Below are 17,325 nucleotides of genomic sequence, written 5' to 3'. Positions count from 1 at the left end.
ATCCGCGCCGGTAACCGCCGGATGACGGCGCCATGATGTGATATCCTTTTATCCACAGCGTAACGGCATTTGTTTACGACTCAGGCAATAGGACCCTATGATGAATATCAATAAAGATACCCTGTTATGCATGTCTCTGGCCGCCCGCCCCGGCAACTTCGGCACGCGTTTTCATAATTATCTCTATGAAAAGCTCGGTCTGAACTATATCTATAAAGCCTTTACCACCCGCGATCTTGCCGCCGCCATCGGCGGCGTCAGGGCGCTGGGCATCCGCGGCTGCGCGGTGTCGATGCCGTTTAAAGAGGACTGCATCCCCTACCTGGACGAGCTTGACTCCTCGGCGCGCGCCATCGAGTCGGTGAATACTATCGTTAACACCGACGGCTATCTGAAAGCCTATAACACCGACTTCATCGCCATTGAGCGCCTGCTGGCAAAGCATCAGGTCAGCCCGGACAGCGCCTTTGCCCTGCGCGGCAGCGGCGGCATGGCGAAAGCCGTGGCCGGCGCGCTGCATAATGCCGGGTTCCGCCAGGGGGTGATTATCGCCCGCAATGAAAAAACCGGCCGTCATCTGGCGGAACTCTACGGCTACCGCTGGCAGGCCGATGAAACCGGGCTGGACGCCGCGCTGCTGATCAACGTCACGCCGGTGGGCATGGCGGGCGGCGCCGGGGCCGAAGAGCTGTCCTTCAGCGAGCCGTATATCGCCCGGGCCGGGCGGGTGTTCGACGTGGTGGCGCTGCCGGCGGAAACTCCGCTGATTCAATATGCGCGCCTGCATGACAAAGCCGTGATTACCGGCGCCGAGGTGATTGCCATCCAGGCGCTGGAACAGTTTGTGCTGTATACCGGCGTGCGTCCCGACGACGCGTTGGTGGAACGCGCGGCCGCCTACGCCCGCGGCTAACGTGGTGCAACCCATGCACCACTATCGTTCGCGCTGAACGGCGGGGAAAGACGGTCAGCGCGGATCCTTTGCAACACATTGATTATTCAAGAGCTCATCGCTGTTTCTCTGTTGGCATATTACTTGCTTATTAATTAGTTAATTAATTAATAAGCTTTAGATAGCTTTATCAAGCCAACCGGAGAGTATCAGAATGACCGTCGACGAAGTAATCGCGCGTTTCGAGCAGGAGCGCGAAAAAATATGGTTCGAGCAGCCGGACGAAGTGCGGGATCTGGGCAAGGGTATCGTGCCGCGCGGTACCGGCGCGCGCGGGCAATACCTGAGCACTATTATTTTCGCCGAGGGGGAAGCGCGCACCATGGCCGACGAAATGCTGTGGGGCCTGATCCGCGTGGCGGAGGATACCGACGCCGATTTGGCGACGCTGCAAGCCATTATTAAGGAAATCATCGGCTATAAAGCGGACTTTTTTGATTTTGTCAGCCTGCCCCACGCGGCCGCCATGATCCATCTGTATGTGGATACCGCCTGCCAATGCACCACCCTGCATGACCTGTGCCGGTTGTCGCATGCGGCGCTGTCCTACGCCAACCGCCTGCATATGTGGGTTGATTTTATTCTGCCATGGGGCCTTGGCGACGGCTTCCGCCGGGTTAAACCGGCCTGACCTCCCTTATCTTATTTCCTTTTACGTTATCATCAGGTGCCAGAATGAAACTCAGAATGAACGTTGCGGACGAACCTATTTGCATTATCGAGGTATGGGAAGATAAAGTGCCCAACCTGGTTAAGGAACTGCGGGCCAAATTGCCGATGAAAAGCGTCTTGCAGCACGGCAAGCTTATCGGCGATATGGTGTTTTTCACCATGCCCATCGTCGCCCCGTGGGAAAATAAATTCAAAACCGAAGAAGTGGGCAAAATGCGCCGGGAAAAATACGGCAAGGTTACCGGGTCGGTGTGTTTTTACAGCCCGCGCCAGCAATTTTGCGTCGTGTACGGCGATGATACCGCCGAAGAGCCTTTGCCTATTTCGTATATCGGCGAAGTTATCGAAGGCGACCTGCAGTTGCGCGTCACCGGCCTGGAAACCTGGTTTGACCAGGGCCGGGTGGTGGAACTGGAGATTATTGAGTAAGCAGTTCGCGTATCGCTTGCTCGATAACGGCGGTTTCCGCGGCAAAACGTCCGGGCGCGCCGGCGCAGTGGCCGTAGTCGGACGTAAGCGGCCGCCATTTCCCCTGTTTAAGCCATGAAAACTCCTTAAACGCCTCCTCCTGGGTGAAATACTGGTCGGTATTGCACGGCATCACAATGGTCCTGGCGGTAACCGCCGCCAGCGCCGCCTGAAGGCTGCCGCCATATCCCGGCGCCCGCCCCGCGTCGGCATCCTGCCAGGTGCGCAGCATGCACAGCAAGTCGTTGGCATCCCACGCCTGATGATCGCGCTCCCAGTCCCGCAGCAGATCCTCGCGCGTGGCGAAGTGGAGTCCCTGATACAGCGCGTCACGGTAAAAGGCCGCGCTATAGGCCCATCCGGCATAGACCCGGCCGAATGCCGCCAGCCCGGCCAGCGGCGGGGAGGCATAATGGCCGTCATTGAACGCCGGATCCGCGCGCAGCGCCGCCTTCACTCCTTCCAGAAACACATGATTCAGCGGCCAGCAGCGCGCGCTGCCGCAAATGGGCAATAGCGCCCGCACCGCCGCCGGATAGGCCGCGGCCCAGTGCCAGGCCTGCATCGCCCCCATCGACCAGCCGCATACCAGCGCCAGTTGCTCAATACCCAGAGAGTCGGTAATCAGCCGGTGCTGCGCCCGCACGTTATCCCCTACCGTCACCGCCGGAAACAGCGGTCCGCCCTGGCGCGGGGAGTTGCTGGGCGAGGTGGAAACGCCGTTGCCGAACATATTGACGGCGATAATGCAATGGCGCGCCGGGTCCAATGCCCGCCCCGCGCCGATAATCGCGCGGTAGGATCGGTGCGTGCCGGTGTACCACGACGGCAACAGCACGGCATTGTCGCGCCGCCGGTTAAGCCGGCCGTGGATTTCATAGGTCAATGTGGCGTCATAAAGCGTTGCGCCGCCTTCCAGCGCAAACGCGCCCAGGTCGCAGACGTGGTAATCCGGCATGATGCCTCCCTCCGGCGTAGCCGGTATGATAGATGTTAATTAATCAGCTAGTTAACTTGTTGCTGATTTCCCGCCTGTGGTAGTATTCACCTATTAAAACTGATTATCCCCATGCTGCAATAACGCCATTCAAAGAATTGGGCTGCCCGGACGCAATGTATGAAAACCAATGACATAAAAGAAAAAGTCGCGGCTAAAAATGGTAAGAATTTGCAAAACGATGTCGCTCATGCCCTGCAGGACTCCGCGCTGGAATTGTTTGCCAAACAAAATTACTCCTCGGTCCGCATCAAGGATATCGCCGAGGCGACCGGGCTTAATTCCGCTTTGATTTATTATTATTTTGGCTCCAAGGAAAACCTATTTCTCAAGGTCATCGAATCCACGGTGGAAAAGGCCTTCGAGCAATTTGATTCCATCAAAATGAATGCGGATAATCCCAAGGACGTACTGTTCCTGTGGATCCAAATCCACATTTTGCAATTCTACCTGCTGCAGAAATTAGCCAAGATTAGCCTTGATTACGCCGGCACCAACGGGCGTACGCCCGATATCGACAAAGCCGTGAAGAAATTTTATGAAAAAGAGTCGGTGATCCTGAAAAACACCATTAAGGACGGCATCGCCGCCGGCGTTTTCCGCGAGGTCAATCCGGTGGATATGGCGATGTTTATCTCCACCTTTCTCGATGGGGTGTTATTTCGCACCGTCATGTTCCCTACATTCAAATATAAACACGCCATTAACTGTATGCGGGACTTTGTCTTCGAGCATCTGGACGTCAAGACGAAATAAATCCGGCGCGCCGCCGGCCACGCGGCGGCGCGGGGATAATCGGGTTATTAAAGAACGCCGGCGGCGCCGGACCTCAGTGCGCGAACAGCTGGCCGATATCCTTGAACGCCTTGAACTCCAGGGCATTCTGGCAGGGGTCGAGCAAAAACATCGTCGCCTGCTCGCCGATTTGCCCTTTGAAACGAATATAGGGTTCAATCACAAAGGCGGTGCCGTGGGCGGTCAGCCTGGCCGCCAGCGCTTCCCAGTCGTCCCAGGCCAGTACCACGCCAAAATGCGGCACCGGCACATCGTGGCCGTCCACCGGATTGGTATGCGCGTGCTCCTGGCTCGGGGTTTTCGGGTGCTCGTGGATAACCAGTTGGTGGCCGAAAAAGTTAAAATCCACCCACTGCTCGCTGCTGCGTCCTTCTGCAAGGCCAAAAATTTCACCATAAAAATGGCGCGCGGCGTTCAGGTCGTAAACAGGAATTGCCAGGTGAAAAGGTGCAACGGACATAGCTTGACTCCTCTGATGGTATTAAAGATCGATCACTAAACGTGTAGAGCGCGCCCGTGAGCAGCACAGCATGATTTTGTTGTTCGCGTCCTTCTGCGCGGCGCTAAGGTACTCATCCCGGTGATCCGGTATGCCCGCCTTGACCCCGGCCAGACAGGTGCCGCAAACCCCCAGTCCGCACGATACTTCCACCGCCACCCCCGCCTGGTTAAGCGCCTCGGCAATACTCAGATCGGCGGGTATCGGGATAACCGCGCCGGTGCTGAAAATCTCGACGTCAAACGTGGTCTCGCCGCGCACCTCCGGCGGGGTAAAGGACTCATAAAAACACGCCTCGGCGGGAATTTCCGCCGCGGCGCATTGATCGCGCACGCTTTGCATAAACGGCAGCGAGCCGCAGAAGTACAGGCTGAACCGGCCGTGCCGCCGTTGCCAGTCGCGGATCACCACCGCCAGGGACTGCTGATAATCCGCGTCAGCAGGGGCTGCGCCGTCCCGGCAATGGGGGACGATATGCCGCGCAAGCCGCGTATAATCCGGCTGTTCCATAAAGGCGCCGAGGGTGTCGGGCCTGCCGTAATAGTGCAACCCGAACTCCCGCCCCTGCGCCCTAAGCGTCAGCGCCATCGCCAGCAGCGGTGTAATGCCGATACCGCCCGCCAGCAGCAGCGCCGGCTCCCGCCGCTCCGCCAGCGGGAAATCATTGCGCGGCGCGGATATCCAAAGGCTATCCCCCCGCTGCAGGCTATCGCGGATATAGCTGCCGCCGCCACGGGAGCGGCGGGCGGCCAGGATCGCCAGCCGGTAGCTATCGCGCCGCGCCGGATCGCCGCATAACGAGTACTGCCGCAGCAGTCCGTCCGCCAGGCGCAGCTGGATATGCGCCCCGGCGGAAAACGGCGGCAGCGGCGCGCCGTCGGAACGGGCCAGGGTGAGAAACACCACCCCGTCGCCCCGGTGGCTTTTCGCCACCACCATGACCTCAAAAAAATGCTGTGATACGTTCATAAATCGCCGCCCTGCCGGCATCGCGACGGTGGAACGCATCCGCCGCCGCGTGGTTTAACGGTATCGCGTAACGGGCAATACAGGCCCCGCCTCAGAATATCGTGCTGTATTGATCGATTTCCCACTGGCTGACGTGCAGATGGTAGTTGTTCCATTCCTGGGTTTTATATTTCACGAACTCATCGCGCAGCGCGGTGCCGAGCGTGGCTTCGATAAAGGGATCGGCGGAGAACGCCTCCACCGCTTCCTGCAGGTTTTGCGGCAGGAAATCGATGCCGCGGGCGCGGCGCTCCTGTTCGCTGATGGCATACAGGTTGTCCTCGTTCGGCTCGCGCGGGTCGATTTTTTCGCGGATGCCTTCCAGGCCCGCCGCCAGCGCCAGGGTGGCCGCCAGATAAGGATTGACCGCGCCGTCCGCGTTGCGCGATTCGCAGCGGCCGCCGCCGGCGGGCACCCGTACCGAGTTGGTGCGGTTGTTGGATCCATAGGAGTTAAACACCGGCGCCCAGGAGAAATAGTTCATCGCGCCCTGGCGCACCAGGCGTTTATAGCTGTTGACGGTGGGGGCGAACGCCGCGCACAACGCCCGGCCGTGCTTGAGCAGGCCGCCGATAAAATAATAGCCGGTATCGGACAGGCCCAGGCCGCGCGGGTCGTCTTTGCTGGCAAAGATATTGGCGCCGCTGCCGATATCGTATAACGACATATTGAAATGGGCGCCGGTGCCTGTTTTATTGGCAAAGGGCTTGGGCATCATGGTCGCCACCAGGCCCAATTCCTTGGCGTAATGTTTGGCCATAAAGCGGAAAAAGATAAACCGGTCGCAGCTGGTCAGCGCATCGGCATAGTTGAAATCAAATTCGTATTGCGAATTTCCGTCCTCGTGATCCAGGGAATAGAGGTCCCAGCCCAGATCGTTGATGGTGGTGGAGACCTTATCCAGCCAGGCGAACTGATCGACAAAGCCGCGCAGGTCGTAACAGGGCTTATTCAGCTTATTGTCTTTTTCCGGCACCGACAGTCCGCCGTCCTCGCCGCGTTTGAGCAGATAGATTTCGCATTCGATGCCCAGGTTAAAACCAAATCCCATTTCTTTCGCCTGCGCCAGCACGTTTTTCAGCGCCACGCGGGTATTAAGGGCGTAGGGTTCGCCCTTAAAGGCGTTGTCCGCCGGCATCCAGGCGATTTTCGGCTCCCAGGGCAGCTGGATGATATGATCCAAATCCGGTATCGAGGTCAGCTCATCCTCATTGGGCAATTGGCCCAGTCCGTCCAGCGCATAGCCGGTGTAGCGCTCCGATCCGGCCGCCATCTGGCTGAAATGGCCGATGGGCACCACCTTGCCTTTGGGCACGCCGTGGATATCCACATAGGCGCCCATGCAATATTCCACCCCTTTCTGCTTTAACTGCTGGGCAATTTCCGCTATCTGCTGCTGACTTTTTTTCATAATAGGCTCTGCTCTGTAGGTAAATATCGCGTATCGGATCAGGTGTGCTCGACGATCGCATGGGGAATATAAGGGGCCTCGAGCGCCGCGATTTCATCAGGCGTCAGGGTCATTTCCGTGGCGCCGGCCGCGTCCTCAAGGTGACGGAAAGACGTGGCGCCGATAATGGGCGCCGCCACCTCGGGTTTGGTAAACAGCCATGCCAGCGCCACCTGGGCCTGGGGTACGCCGCGCGCGGCGGCCACCTGGGTGACCGCTTCAATCACCGCCCGGTCGGCCTGTTCGGTGGCCGAGTATAAAAAGCCGGCATACGCATCGTTGGCGCCGCGTCCGGTGGCGGCCGCCTGCTGCCATGGCCGGGTCAGGCGTCCGCGCGCCAGCGGGCTCCACGGCGTTACCCCGATGCCCTGCGCTCGGCACAGCCCCATCATTTCCCGCTCTTCCTCGCGATAGAGCAGGTTGAGATGGTTCTGCATGGCGATAAACGGCGTCCAGCCGTTTTCCCGCGCCACGTGCAGCGCCGTGCAAAATTGCCAGGCATACATGGAGGACGCGCCCAGATAACGCACCTTGCCCATCTTCACCAGGTCGTGCAGCGCCTCCAGCGTCTCCTCCAGCGGGGTGTCATAATCCCAACGGTGGATCTGGTAGAGATCGATATAATCCGTTCCCAGGCGTTTCAGGCTGGCATCGATTTCGGTCATGATGCATTTGCGCGACAGTCCTTTACTGTTCGGTCCCTGGCGCATGGGGTTGAACACCTTGCTGGTGATCACCACATCCTCGCGCCGGGCGAGATCCCGCAGCGCGCGGCCGAGGATTTCCTCGCTGTCGCCTTTGGCATAGGCGTTGGCGGTGTCGAAAAAATTAATCCCCAGCTCCAGCGCCTTTTGGATAAACGGCCTGCTTTGCCGCTCATCCAGCGTCCAGGCGTAACCGCTTTTTTCCGGGCGGGCATAGGTCATGCAGCCCAGGCACAGTGCGGAGACCTCAAGCCCCGACCGGCCGAGTTTTACCATTTTCATGCAACGTCCTTTCGTTATCGTGCGGCGCCACGCGCCGTCCGCCCTAGATGCGGGTGCGGATATAATTGGCCAGATGCCAGACCGTGGTTTCCAAATGTCCCAGTCGTCCCGGCCGCGCCAGCGAAGACAGGCTGCCGCGCTGCTGGGCGGCGTTGATGGCCAGATCCTCATCGATAATCGACAGGCTGGACGCCTTCATGGCGGCGGCGGTGTCGGCAAAACCGGGTTGGCTGCTTGACGCTTTCGACACCAGCACCAGGCGGTGCCAAACGGTCATATGCTTATTGATGGGCAGCAGCTGGCTGATGCTCAGCCGGTCGGGATTGAGGCCGATAAGGCAGCTGGGGTAGATCAGCATCAGGTCGATTTGGCGCATATCCTGCTCGCTGAACCCCGACAGCGGGATCAGTCCCTCGGTCAGCACCTCCGAGAGTTCGCCATTCTTGCGCAGCGGCTGGTGGCACAAGGTCCAGCCGGGACCGTCCTCGCCGATATAACTCAGGCGTCCGGGAAAGCTGTCTTCCAGGGTGGTGCGGTGAACGGCGGAATGGTGGTAGCACTCCATAAAAGTTTCCACCGCCATTTTCCAGTTGAACGGACAGTCGTAATCCAGGGTATAAGCGGTATCCAGCTCCGCCACCTGGTACTTGTCGAACATGGCGTTGAGCGGCTTGAGCCGTTGCGCTATCGATTCCACCTGATCCGAAAAGGTGATAAAAATCAGGCCGTGGAAAATCTCGTGCCTGATCCGCGGCAGCTTGCATTGCTTACGGTCGAATTCCGCCGCCTGGTTCATATAAGGCGCGCCGATCAGGTTGCCGGTCAGATCATAAGTCCAGTTATGGAACGGGCACACCAGGGCCTTGGCGTTGCCGCTGCCCGAGACGATAGGCGCCCAGCGGTGCAGGCAGACGGCGGACATCACGTTTATCCCTTCCGCGTCGCGCGTCACCACCAGCGGTTCGTTAACGATATCCAGGGTAAAATAATCTCCGGCATGGGGTATTTGCGATATATGGCCGGCAAAAATCCAATCCCCCCGATATATTTTTTCCATTTCATGGGAAAAGAACGCATCGCTATTATAGGCTTCCGGCGGCAGCGTCGATGATAAGGCGGCATCATCGGAACGCTGCTGTTTAATTTTTTCCACGATAGTGGCGCTGTCGTCAATTGCGCAGTCAATCCGCCGTGAATAGTCAGGCATGATTTATCCCCTCGATTAACAAATATTGTGGGTAAGAGGTTATACGGGATAGTCTTTAATGAATATCCACCGTGACCTTACCCAGCGCTTTTTCCAATAGCGGAATCACCTCACGCCCGAATTTCTCCAAAGATTGCCTGGCGGCCTCGATCGGCATATCGCCAAATTGGAAAAAACAGTTATAGTGCGAAGGATTAATATCCGTTACTTCGTTAATAATCCGCTCGGCGACATAATGCGCGTCGCCAATAATCAAATTATCACGCACCACCGATGCGTCCGGTTCATCGGGGAATTTAGGCGCGGTGATAAACGCGCCCTGGGTCTCCAGCGTCTTACCGTGCAGGGCGCTTATCATCCTGGCGACGAATAATGCGCGTTCCGCCGCGTCCAGCGCCGCTTTTTTACTGTCGGTGACGTGGATATACTGCTGCACCGCCAGCGGCGTGGACGCCATCAGGCCGGCCTCGCGCCATTGCCGCCTGGCGTCCAGGGCCATCTCCTTCAGGCGCGGCGAACCGCGCCAGCCGGCGGTGATAAACGCGGTGGCGCCCCAGCGTGTAAACCGCTGCAACAACGCCGGATTGGTGGTGGTGATAAACAGCGGCGGCAGCGGCTGCTGGAGAGGCGTCAGTAAAAAGTCCGTTTCCACCCGCTCGCCGTTATGGGATAAGGATGCCGCCTTGCCGCCGGTCAGCGCCGTCTCGATAAATTGCCAGTTATCCAGCAGGACGCGATTGCGCTGTTCAACATCAATATTGTAGCGTTCGAATTCATAGGCCTGGTAGCCGCTGCCGATGCCCAGCACCAGCCGCCCTTCGGTCAGGCGATCCACCAGGGCGATTTCCTGCGCCAGGCGCATCGGCTGGTATAACGGCAGGACGATAACCGCGGTGCCGAGCTTGATGCGCCGGCTATATCCCGCCATATGGGCCGCCATTAATAACGGCGAGACGCTGATGGAATAATTGGTAAAATGATGTTCGGCAAACCAGGCGGTTTCAAAACCCATTTCTTCAGCCAGCGCCACCATCACGCGCGTATCTTTAATCACCCCTTGTATTCCCTGGGGATTATCCTGGTAAGACATTAAATTAAACAGGCCTAATTTCATCACAATCCCCTGAAGATAATATCAACCGATGTCAACGCTATTTATGATCATGCCGGCGCACCCTGGCCCTTGCGGAAATATTTTTCAATCCGCCCCTGGAGCCAGCTCAGCACGGTGGTGGCGATCAGGTACCAAATACAGGCCACGATCAATAGCGGAATATTTTCAAACGTCCGCGAATAAATCGACTGCGCTGAATACAATAAATCCGATAATGAAATCACGCTCACCAGCGACGTGGTTTTCAGCATGCCGATCACCTGGTTGCCGGTGGGCGGAATAATAAAAGGTATCGCCTGGGGCAGAATAACCCGCCGCAGCCATTGCGCTTTATTCATGCCCAGGGCGCGGGCCGCTTCCTGCTGGCCGTTATCCACCGAGGACATGCCCGCGCGGATAATCTCCGCCATATACGCCGCTTCATTCAGCCCCAGCCCCAGGATGGCGGCGGTATAGGGGGTAATGATATCGTTCATGCTGCCCTGGTAGAGGGTAAACACATGAGGTATCCCGATATAGGCCTCTGGATACAGCGCCGCCAGGTTGTACCAGAAAATCAACTGCACCAGCACCGGCGTGCCGCGGAAAAACCAGATATAACCGGAGCTGAAGTGCGCCAGCAATGGGTTGGCGGACAGGCGCAGGGTAGCTATCACCACGCTCAGCACAATCGCCAGCAGCATAATCGTCAACGTCAGCCACAGGGTGACCCATAAGCCGGTCAGGATGGTCGGCGAAAACAGATAATGTCCGACGGTCGGCCAGCCGAAGTTCTCATTCATTACCATCGAATGCACCAGCATGATCAGCAGCAGCGTGCAGACGGCCACTGAAATCCAGCGCCCCGGATAGCGGGTCGGCACCACGGTCAGGGCGTCGTGGGGAAAGGCCGGCGCGTCATGGCCCTTATTGCGCGGGTGTTGCCCCACGGCCTGATATTGCTGGTTATCTGTCATGTTATCTCTCATTCATGCTCGCTGACTTCTGTTAACACAGGCAGGATACGGCGCCGGCAACGGTATTAATTAATCAGTTAATTAATAATATGCACCTGCATTCTGATACTGTCAATAAAAAAACCGACGCAATTTAATTTTTTAATTAAAATTAAATCCATATAAAACAATTCGTTAGTTAAATTCATTTGCCGGCAAGATGTTTAGCCAGGAAAGCACGCGTCCGGGAGTGCTGTGGGCGCTGAAACATTTCCGCCGGCGGGCTTTTTTCGATGATCGCCCCGTTATCCATAAACGCCACGCTATCCCCGACTTCGCGGGCAAAGGCCATTTCGTGGGTCACCACCACCATGGTCATGCCCTCCTCGGCCAGGCCGCGCATGACATCCAGCACTTCGCCGACCAGCTCCGGATCCAGGGCGCTGGTCGGTTCGTCGAACAACATCAGCGCGGGTTTCATCGCCAATGCCCGTGCGATGGCGACGCGCTGCTGCTGGCCGCCGGAAAGCTGCGCGGGATAAGCATTCAGCCGATGCGACAATCCCACCCGCGCAAGCAGGCTCCTGCCCTGCTCCAGCGCCTCGGCGCGCGGCACTTTACGCACCCGCATCGGCGCTTCGATCACATTTTCCAGCGCGGTCATATGGCCGAACAGGTTAAAGCGCTGGAACACCATGCCGATGCCGGCGCGCTTGCGGGCGATTTCCGCCTCTTTCAGTTCATAGAGCTTATCGCCCACCCGGCGATAGCCCATCAATTCCCCGCCGACGTACAGCGCGCCGCCGTCAATTTTTTCCAGGTGATTGATACAGCGCAGAAAGGTCGATTTGCCGGAACCGGAAGGTCCGATCAGGCAGACCACTTCCCCCTGCCGTATTTGCAGATCCACGCCCTTGAGGATCTCCTGGCCGTGAAATCGTTTTACCACCTGATAAGCGGCCACCGCCGGCGTATCGTGTTCTGACATCGTTACCGCCTCTCTATCTCGTCATATACCAGGTACACAGCCCGCCGCCGTCCACCACCAGCATCTGGCCGGTGGTATAGGCGGCGCCGGGGGACAGCAGGTACCCCACCGCCGCGGCCACCTCCTCCGGCAAGCCGGCGCGCCGCAGCGGCAGGCGCGCCACCTCGGCGGCCAGCTGCGGTTCACGCCGTTGCCAGTCGCCGGCCGCGGATCGTATCGGCCCGGGACTGACGCCATTGACCCGGATGCCATAGTCCGCCCATTCCACGGCCATCTGCCGGGTCAGATTGACCACCGCCGCCTTGCTCGGGCCGAAGGCCCCGGCGCCGGGATAGCAGCGATGGGCCGACGCCCCGGCAATATTCACGATGCCGCCCCCGCCCCGGGCGCGCATGATCTTCGCCACTTCGGTGCCCACCACAAAACACCCGGTCAGGTTGATATTCACCACCTGCAGCCAGGCGTCATCGTCCAGGCTGAGCAACTCGCCGGCGGCGGTGGCGCCGGCGTTATTCACCAGCATATCGATCCCGCCGAACTCGGCGGCGATCGCGGCCACCTGAGAACCAACCGCGCCGCGATCGGTGATGTCGCCATAATAGGCGCGCGCCTGGCGCCCGGTTTGGCGGATCTCCGCCACCAGCCGATCGGCTGAATCCCGATCCCGCCTGAGCAGCAATGCAATATTGGCGCCAGATCGGGCGAGCGCCAGGGAAACGGCGCGGCCGATGCCTTTGGATCCGCCGGTTACCAGGGCGGTTGGCGCGGGTTTGATATCAGGTATCATGACAACTCCGTGGTGATGGCCGGGGAAGCGACGCCCGCGGCCGGTAAAACATCATCCCCGCCTCCCGACGCCGGACCGGCGGCCAGGGTCCGCCCGCAGATATAGCCCCAGGTCAGGTTAGGTCCAAGCGTGGTGCCGGCGCCGACGCCGCGGGTGCCGATGGGATTGGCCATGGCCACGCCGGCGCAGAACAGCCCGGGGATCACATGGCCGTCAAGGTGGATCACGCGGCCGAACTCATCGGTGCGCGGGCCGCCTTTAGTGGCGGTGAAGCTGCGGTTAAACGGCACGGCGATAAACGGCGCCCGCTGGATAGGCAGCAGGCCGCCGTGAAAACGCCGATCGCCCCGCCCATGGCCCGCGGCCAGATGCCGCTGGAAATCCTCATCCACGCCGCGGGCGCAAAAATCGTTAAAACGCGCAACGGTTTCCTCCAGGGATGCCCGCGGCAAACCAAGCTGGTCCGCCAGGGCGCCGATGCTGCCGGCCCTGCGCATCCATCCCCGGCTGCGCAGGGCGCAGGCCAGCAAAAACGGCGCGCGCCACAGCAGGCGGGCATCGGCAATCAGCCAGGCGGGAAGATGCCGCGGTAATCCGCCCTGCCCATCACGCGCATCCAGCGCTTCGCCGAGGTTAAAGGCAAACTCGTTGGTAAAACGCCGGCCCTCTCGGTTAACCAGGATGGCGTTGGGTTCGTATTGAAAAAACACCGACAGGCCATAGGGACGCCCTTCGTAGCGGGTCGGCAGCGATCCGCTCATATTCGCCTGATCCATGTGCGCCAGCCGCGCGCCCACGGCCTGGGCCATGCGGTGGCCGTCGCCCTCGTTGGTGCGCGGGCTGGAAATGGCGTCAAACGGCCCGGGAAAATGCGCCGCGCGCCGCAGCGCATCCCATTCAAAACCACCGCTGGCCAGCACCACGCCGCGCTGGGCCGTAATCCGGGTCAGACGGCCGTCGCGGCTGAACCAGGCGCCCGTGACCGCCCCCGCGGCGTCGGTGATGAGATCAACGACCCTGGCCGACATTTCGATCCGGCAGCCATGGGCCAGGCAGCCGGCCAGCAGCCCGGTAATCAGCGCCGCGCCCTTGGTGCGGGTGCGGGTGATGGCGCGCCATAGCAGCCGTGGCGCCAGCTTGAGCGCTACCCTGACCGGATGATGATAGATATCCTCGCCGATGACTTCCTGGTAGGTATAGACCTGAGGCAGGGGGGAACGCCTGACCGGACAGCGTCTTTTGCCCAGCACCCCGGCCCGCAGCGGATCGGGCGTCAGCATACGGCCGAAGGCCTTGGCGCCGGCGCAGTCCATCAGCGGATCGGCCTCCGGCGTCAGGCTGAAACGCAATGGCGTATGGGTTTCCAGAAAACGCAGCATCTCGGGCGCGGAACGCGCAAACTGTGCCCACAGCCGGTCTTCGCCGGCGCGCCAACCCGCGGGCGCGGCGGCGCGCAGGTATTCCAGCGCCTGCGCGGGGCTATCCTCGACCCCGCGGGCCAGGGCGTGATGATTGGCGGGCACCCATACCGCGCCGCCCGACATGGCCGAGGTGCCGCCCAGGACAGCGGCTTTTTCCACGATCAGCACCGCCAGTCCCGCCGCCGCCGCGCTCAGCGCCGCGCTTAACGCGGCGCTGCCCGACCCCACCACCAGCACATCGCACCGCAGCTGGCTGTCGGCAATCGGGACAGGGGCTGTCCCGGTCTGTTTATCCGCCCGCATCATCGGTTGCGCGCTTATTGCATCGGGCGGGTGGTGAACAGATTAATACCCGGCTGTTCCAGCATCACGGGTTCCAAATCCCATTTTTTCATGATGCGGGCGTATTCGCCGTTGGACCACAGTACCTTCAGCGCGCCAAGCAGGGCCTGGGCCAGTTGCTGGTTATCGGGCTTGACCACGATGCCAAGATAATATTTCGGCATCAGCGGCATGGTCACGGTGCGAATCGGCCGGGGCGCCACTTTTTTGATTTCGGCGGCGGCGGCGGCGTCGTTGAGCACAAAATCGATACGTCCCGCGTACAGCGCCAGCAGCACGGCGTCAGCCGACGGCAGGGTGGTCACCTTAATGGCCGGTTTATTATTCTTCGTGCAGTTAGGTGAAAAAATTTCGCTGATGGCATGTTCAAAATCGGTGCCTGACTGCACGCCGACCTTCAGGCCGCACAGCGATAACGGATCGTTGACGATGCTTTTATTACTGGCCAGGGTATAAACTTCATTGGTGGCATAGGCATAGTTCACGAAGGTCACCTGCTTTTCACGCTCCAGGCTGTCGGAAATGCATTCCATCGCCATATCGTAACGTCCGCTTTTCACGCCGGGGATCAAGCCGGCGAAATCGATGGAGACCGGATTGATGCCCACCCCCAACACTTTGCCGATGGCGTTCCACAGATCCGGCTCAAACCCCACCATGGTTTTATTATCATCGGCGAACACCTCGCACGGCGGGTAATGGGCATCGGTCACCAGATTGATAACGCCCTGGGTTTTGATCTTGTCCGGCAATAGCGCGTGCAGGGCGTTGTCCATGGCGATCGGCGCCGGGTCCTCGGCGCTCGCCGCGCCGCACAGAGTCAGGCCGGCGCACAACAACACAGCGTGGAGCAGGGATGGTGTCATTCTCATGCTTGCAATACTCCCGAAAGGTCTTTATCTGGTTTACCCGATGATCTGGGCGTAAACACCGGCAGACACGTCATGACGCCTGCGGCGATGGCCGGCCGTGGTAGCGTACCGATAAAGGGGAAGTAGCAACTAGCGTGCCATCGGTTAACTAATCAATTAATTAACTGATTAATGGCTCAATCCCGCCGTGCGAATCGATCCGCCCGCCGGGATCATGCTGGAAAAATGACCTATGAAAGTGCAGATGTTGCAATTTTTCATCATAGTAGTGCGCGTCCACCGGCGATTGATGGCATGACCAAACGCCGGTATAGCATGATGAATCCACCGTGGAGGGGATCGGGTTAATTGAACATTTTCTGCAAATAGCGGGTTAACGAGGCGCGGGAAGAAAAACCATGGGGGATGCCGTAATGGCTGTCGGGCTTGCCGTCCGGATCGGAAGGAAAGACTTGATAGTTGTCGCTGGAGCGTACCGGCGACGTCGGGGCGGCAAACAGGCTGCTTTTATCGCGCAGCGAAGGATGAACGACCAGGGCGGTTCGGCCCAGTTTAGCCTCCCGATTCACATAGACATAGTGGTGACCTTTACGGTAACCGTAACATTGTCGGGTGATATAATCTCTTTCGAATCCGGAGTTTTCCAGTTCGCGAGCGACTTCATCGGGTCTTAAATACATTATTTGTCCTCTCTTCAGTCACAGTGAAGTGATCCCAGCTAATGTAATCAGTTAAGCGTCCGGTCAGTAGACGCAGCGCGTGATTTCGGATTAATCCAAAAACCGGCTCCGGCCGGGCTCCGGCAACGCGCCAGACCGCGCCAAGCCGCCCGTCGCGCTTGTTCCGGCCCCGCCGACGCCTGTCCCGACGACGGCAGGCGGCCTTACCGCCGCGGCAGGAATGGCGTGGATAGTCTACAGTTAAACTATCATTAGCCAAAAGGGAGAAACAAATGTTTACGAAAGCTGAAAAAAATGATCTGCAAAGAGATATTAAAGACGATGTTTCTCTGTTAGCCGATACACTGGATGAATTGCTTAGTACGTCTGAAAAAACCACCAAAGAACAGCTGGACGCGCTGCGCAGTAAAGCTAAAGACGTTTTGAAAGACGCGCGCGCGCGCGCCGGCGGCACCAGCCGTATCGGACAGTACGCCCGCGACACCGCGGTCCAGACCAAAAATTACGTGGTCGAGAAACCGTGGCAGAGCCTTGGCATCACTACCGCGGTCGGTATCGTGCTCGGCGTGTTGCTCTCGCGCCGTTAAGGCCGATGGGCAATAAGAGACGCGGGGGTGATGCAGGACCTCCTACCTGGTAACCGTGCCGGGTGATTTTCAAGACATCACTATTTTCTTGCACCGCCAGCCGTATCCTTTGCAGTACCGCAGCCCGCGCTCCCCAAGGAGCGCGGGCTTTTTTGTCGCCTGTTCCCCGCCCTCAGTAAAAAAATGTCGCATCATCCCATATATTGTGTGGTTGATAAAAATAATATCTACATATAGTATTAGTTCCAGGCAAGCCACCCTACCGGCCAGCACCGCCTGGGCGATATTACCACTATAATGTTAACGCGTAAGGGGAATGCGAATCATGACTATTACTATTTACACTAAACCGGATTGCGTCCAATGTCACGCCACCTGCCGCGCGCTGGACAGAAAAGGCATCAGCTATCGGTTAGTGGATCTGGTGGCAGACGGCCAGGCGCTGGCCCATGTGAAATCGTTGGGGTATCAGCAGGTTCCGGTAGTGCAGACGCCCAGCGAGCACTGGAGCGGCTTCAGGCCGGATAAAATCAACCTGCTTGCCGCCGCCGCCCTGGCGTCGTGA

General features: G+C 58.9%; 19 protein-coding genes. 6 read left to right on the top strand and 13 right to left on the bottom strand.

What is annotated here, in order from left to right; all coding sequences use genetic code 11:
* Nucleotides 1–97 precede the first annotated feature (97 nt).
* The 3 genes from ACL2XF_RS00200 to ACL2XF_RS00190 all read left to right on the top strand — a co-directional run bounded on the left by ACL2XF_RS00200 (nucleotide 98) and on the right by ACL2XF_RS00190 (nucleotide 2,053).
* The gene (locus ACL2XF_RS00200; protein ID WP_410013778.1) at nucleotides 98–913 is read left to right on the top strand and encodes a shikimate 5-dehydrogenase; all 816 of its coding nucleotides are present in this window, start codon (nucleotides 98–100) and stop codon (nucleotides 911–913) included.
* A 193-nt stretch (nucleotides 914–1,106) separates the two neighbouring features.
* Complete coding sequence (locus tag ACL2XF_RS00195; protein ID WP_410013777.1) at nucleotides 1,107–1,583, top strand: hypothetical protein; 477 nt, start codon at nucleotides 1,107–1,109, stop codon at nucleotides 1,581–1,583.
* A 44-nt stretch (nucleotides 1,584–1,627) separates the two neighbouring features.
* Entirely contained in the window at nucleotides 1,628–2,053 is a 426-nt protein-coding gene (locus ACL2XF_RS00190; protein ID WP_162366696.1) for a hypothetical protein, read from the top strand.
* On the opposite strand, the gene ACL2XF_RS00185 is transcribed toward ACL2XF_RS00190, so the two are convergent.
* The gene (locus ACL2XF_RS00185; protein ID WP_410013776.1) at nucleotides 2,043–3,050 is read right to left on the bottom strand and encodes an alpha/beta fold hydrolase; all 1,008 of its coding nucleotides are present in this window, start codon (nucleotides 3,048–3,050) and stop codon (nucleotides 2,043–2,045) included. The genes ACL2XF_RS00190 and ACL2XF_RS00185 overlap by 11 nt on opposite strands.
* Nucleotides 3,051–3,209: 159 nt before the next feature.
* On the opposite strand from ACL2XF_RS00185, the gene ACL2XF_RS00180 reads away from it, so the two are divergent.
* On the top strand, nucleotides 3,210–3,845 hold the full coding sequence (locus tag ACL2XF_RS00180) for a TetR/AcrR family transcriptional regulator (protein WP_410013775.1): 636 nt from the start codon (nucleotides 3,210–3,212) through the stop codon (nucleotides 3,843–3,845).
* 73 nt (nucleotides 3,846–3,918) lie between these two features.
* Here ACL2XF_RS00180 and ACL2XF_RS00175 read toward each other — a convergent pair whose 3' ends face one another.
* The 12 genes from ACL2XF_RS00175 to ACL2XF_RS00120 form a co-directional block, all read right to left on the bottom strand.
* Complete coding sequence (locus ACL2XF_RS00175) at nucleotides 3,919–4,344, bottom strand: VOC family protein (RefSeq protein WP_410013774.1); 426 nt, start codon at nucleotides 4,342–4,344, stop codon at nucleotides 3,919–3,921.
* A gap of 21 nt (nucleotides 4,345–4,365) precedes the next feature.
* The gene (locus tag ACL2XF_RS00170) at nucleotides 4,366–5,352 is read right to left on the bottom strand and encodes a PDR/VanB family oxidoreductase (protein ID WP_413721307.1); all 987 of its coding nucleotides are present in this window, start codon (nucleotides 5,350–5,352) and stop codon (nucleotides 4,366–4,368) included.
* Between the two features lie 91 nt (nucleotides 5,353–5,443).
* A complete protein-coding gene (gene glnT / locus ACL2XF_RS00165) occupies nucleotides 5,444–6,802 on the bottom strand; it encodes a type III glutamate--ammonia ligase (protein ID WP_413727775.1) in 1,359 nt (452 codons plus the stop codon).
* 38 nt (nucleotides 6,803–6,840) lie between these two features.
* A complete protein-coding gene (locus ACL2XF_RS00160) occupies nucleotides 6,841–7,827 on the bottom strand; it encodes an aldo/keto reductase (RefSeq protein WP_413727774.1) in 987 nt (328 codons plus the stop codon).
* Between the two features lie 43 nt (nucleotides 7,828–7,870).
* A complete protein-coding gene (locus ACL2XF_RS00155; RefSeq protein WP_410013770.1) occupies nucleotides 7,871–9,034 on the bottom strand; it encodes an aromatic ring-hydroxylating oxygenase subunit alpha in 1,164 nt (387 codons plus the stop codon).
* 55 nt (nucleotides 9,035–9,089) lie between these two features.
* Nucleotides 9,090–10,148, bottom strand: coding sequence for an LLM class flavin-dependent oxidoreductase (locus tag ACL2XF_RS00150; protein WP_413721310.1), 1,059 nt, complete (start codon nucleotides 10,146–10,148; stop codon nucleotides 9,090–9,092).
* Between the two features lie 47 nt (nucleotides 10,149–10,195).
* Nucleotides 10,196–11,104 carry an amino acid ABC transporter permease gene (locus tag ACL2XF_RS00145; RefSeq protein ID WP_413727773.1) on the bottom strand — a complete coding sequence of 303 codons (909 nt, stop codon included), beginning with the start codon at nucleotides 11,102–11,104 and terminating at the stop codon, nucleotides 10,196–10,198.
* A gap of 184 nt (nucleotides 11,105–11,288) precedes the next feature.
* Complete coding sequence (locus ACL2XF_RS00140) at nucleotides 11,289–12,071, bottom strand: amino acid ABC transporter ATP-binding protein (RefSeq protein ID WP_410013767.1); 783 nt, start codon at nucleotides 12,069–12,071, stop codon at nucleotides 11,289–11,291.
* A gap of 13 nt (nucleotides 12,072–12,084) precedes the next feature.
* Nucleotides 12,085–12,858 carry an SDR family NAD(P)-dependent oxidoreductase gene (locus ACL2XF_RS00135; RefSeq protein ID WP_410013766.1) on the bottom strand — a complete coding sequence of 258 codons (774 nt, stop codon included), beginning with the start codon at nucleotides 12,856–12,858 and terminating at the stop codon, nucleotides 12,085–12,087.
* A complete protein-coding gene (locus ACL2XF_RS00130) occupies nucleotides 12,855–14,585 on the bottom strand; it encodes an FAD-dependent oxidoreductase (protein ID WP_413727772.1) in 1,731 nt (576 codons plus the stop codon). Before ACL2XF_RS00130 ends, ACL2XF_RS00135 begins: the two co-directional genes overlap by 4 nt.
* Nucleotides 14,586–14,596: 11 nt before the next feature.
* Nucleotides 14,597–15,493 carry an ABC transporter substrate-binding protein gene (locus tag ACL2XF_RS00125; RefSeq protein ID WP_410013764.1) on the bottom strand — a complete coding sequence of 299 codons (897 nt, stop codon included), beginning with the start codon at nucleotides 15,491–15,493 and terminating at the stop codon, nucleotides 14,597–14,599.
* Nucleotides 15,494–15,837: 344 nt separating this feature from the next.
* On the bottom strand, nucleotides 15,838–16,173 hold the full coding sequence (locus tag ACL2XF_RS00120; protein WP_410013763.1) for a DUF2002 family protein: 336 nt from the start codon (nucleotides 16,171–16,173) through the stop codon (nucleotides 15,838–15,840).
* 272 nt (nucleotides 16,174–16,445) lie between these two features.
* On the opposite strand from ACL2XF_RS00120, the gene ACL2XF_RS00115 reads away from it, so the two are divergent.
* Together ACL2XF_RS00115 and nrdH are read left to right on the top strand one after the other, a co-directional pair.
* Nucleotides 16,446–16,760, top strand: coding sequence for a YqjD family protein (locus ACL2XF_RS00115; protein WP_410013762.1), 315 nt, complete (start codon nucleotides 16,446–16,448; stop codon nucleotides 16,758–16,760).
* A 325-nt stretch (nucleotides 16,761–17,085) separates the two neighbouring features.
* On the top strand, nucleotides 17,086–17,325 hold the full coding sequence (nrdH, locus tag ACL2XF_RS00110; RefSeq protein ID WP_413727771.1) for a glutaredoxin-like protein NrdH: 240 nt from the start codon (nucleotides 17,086–17,088) through the stop codon (nucleotides 17,323–17,325).

Source organism: Sodalis sp. RH19 (assembly GCF_047324215.1).
In the GTDB taxonomy this organism is placed as follows: Bacteria; Pseudomonadota; Gammaproteobacteria; order Enterobacterales; family Enterobacteriaceae; genus Acerihabitans.
Note: the sequence above shows the minus strand (reverse complement) of the source record. Positions and strands in the feature narration are given on the sequence as shown.

Bases quoted from the DNA above. Each gene is read 5' to 3' on its own strand.
- ACL2XF_RS00195 (WP_410013777.1), top strand. From the start codon at position 1,107: ATGACCGTCGACGAAGTAATCGCGCGTTTCGAGCAGGAGCGCGAAAAA.
- ACL2XF_RS00150 (WP_413721310.1), bottom strand. From the start codon at position 10,148: ATGAAATTAGGCCTGTTTAATTTAATGTCTTACCAGGATAATCCCCAG.
- ACL2XF_RS00155 (WP_410013770.1), bottom strand. From the start codon at position 9,034: ATGCCTGACTATTCACGGCGGATTGACTGCGCAATTGACGACAGCGCC.
- ACL2XF_RS00160 (WP_413727774.1), bottom strand. From the start codon at position 7,827: ATGAAAATGGTAAAACTCGGCCGGTCGGGGCTTGAGGTCTCCGCACTG.
- ACL2XF_RS00170 (WP_413721307.1), bottom strand. From the start codon at position 5,352: ATGAACGTATCACAGCATTTTTTTGAGGTCATGGTGGTGGCGAAAAGC.
- ACL2XF_RS00125 (WP_410013764.1), bottom strand. From the start codon at position 15,493: ATGAGAATGACACCATCCCTGCTCCACGCTGTGTTGTTGTGCGCCGGC.
- ACL2XF_RS00115 (WP_410013762.1), top strand. From the start codon at position 16,446: ATGTTTACGAAAGCTGAAAAAAATGATCTGCAAAGAGATATTAAAGAC.
- ACL2XF_RS00175 (WP_410013774.1), bottom strand. From the start codon at position 4,344: ATGTCCGTTGCACCTTTTCACCTGGCAATTCCTGTTTACGACCTGAAC.
- ACL2XF_RS00200 (WP_410013778.1), top strand. From the start codon at position 98: ATGATGAATATCAATAAAGATACCCTGTTATGCATGTCTCTGGCCGCC.
- ACL2XF_RS00130 (WP_413727772.1), bottom strand. From the start codon at position 14,585: ATGATGCGGGCGGATAAACAGACCGGGACAGCCCCTGTCCCGATTGCC.
- ACL2XF_RS00145 (WP_413727773.1), bottom strand. From the start codon at position 11,104: ATGACAGATAACCAGCAATATCAGGCCGTGGGGCAACACCCGCGCAAT.
- ACL2XF_RS00135 (WP_410013766.1), bottom strand. From the start codon at position 12,858: ATGATACCTGATATCAAACCCGCGCCAACCGCCCTGGTAACCGGCGGA.
- ACL2XF_RS00140 (WP_410013767.1), bottom strand. From the start codon at position 12,071: ATGTCAGAACACGATACGCCGGCGGTGGCCGCTTATCAGGTGGTAAAA.
- ACL2XF_RS00190 (WP_162366696.1), top strand. From the start codon at position 1,628: ATGAAACTCAGAATGAACGTTGCGGACGAACCTATTTGCATTATCGAG.
- nrdH (WP_413727771.1), top strand. From the start codon at position 17,086: ATGACTATTACTATTTACACTAAACCGGATTGCGTCCAATGTCACGCC.
- ACL2XF_RS00120 (WP_410013763.1), bottom strand. From the start codon at position 16,173: ATGTATTTAAGACCCGATGAAGTCGCTCGCGAACTGGAAAACTCCGGA.
- ACL2XF_RS00185 (WP_410013776.1), bottom strand. From the start codon at position 3,050: ATGCCGGATTACCACGTCTGCGACCTGGGCGCGTTTGCGCTGGAAGGC.
- ACL2XF_RS00180 (WP_410013775.1), top strand. From the start codon at position 3,210: ATGAAAACCAATGACATAAAAGAAAAAGTCGCGGCTAAAAATGGTAAG.
- glnT (WP_413727775.1), bottom strand. From the start codon at position 6,802: ATGAAAAAAAGTCAGCAGCAGATAGCGGAAATTGCCCAGCAGTTAAAG.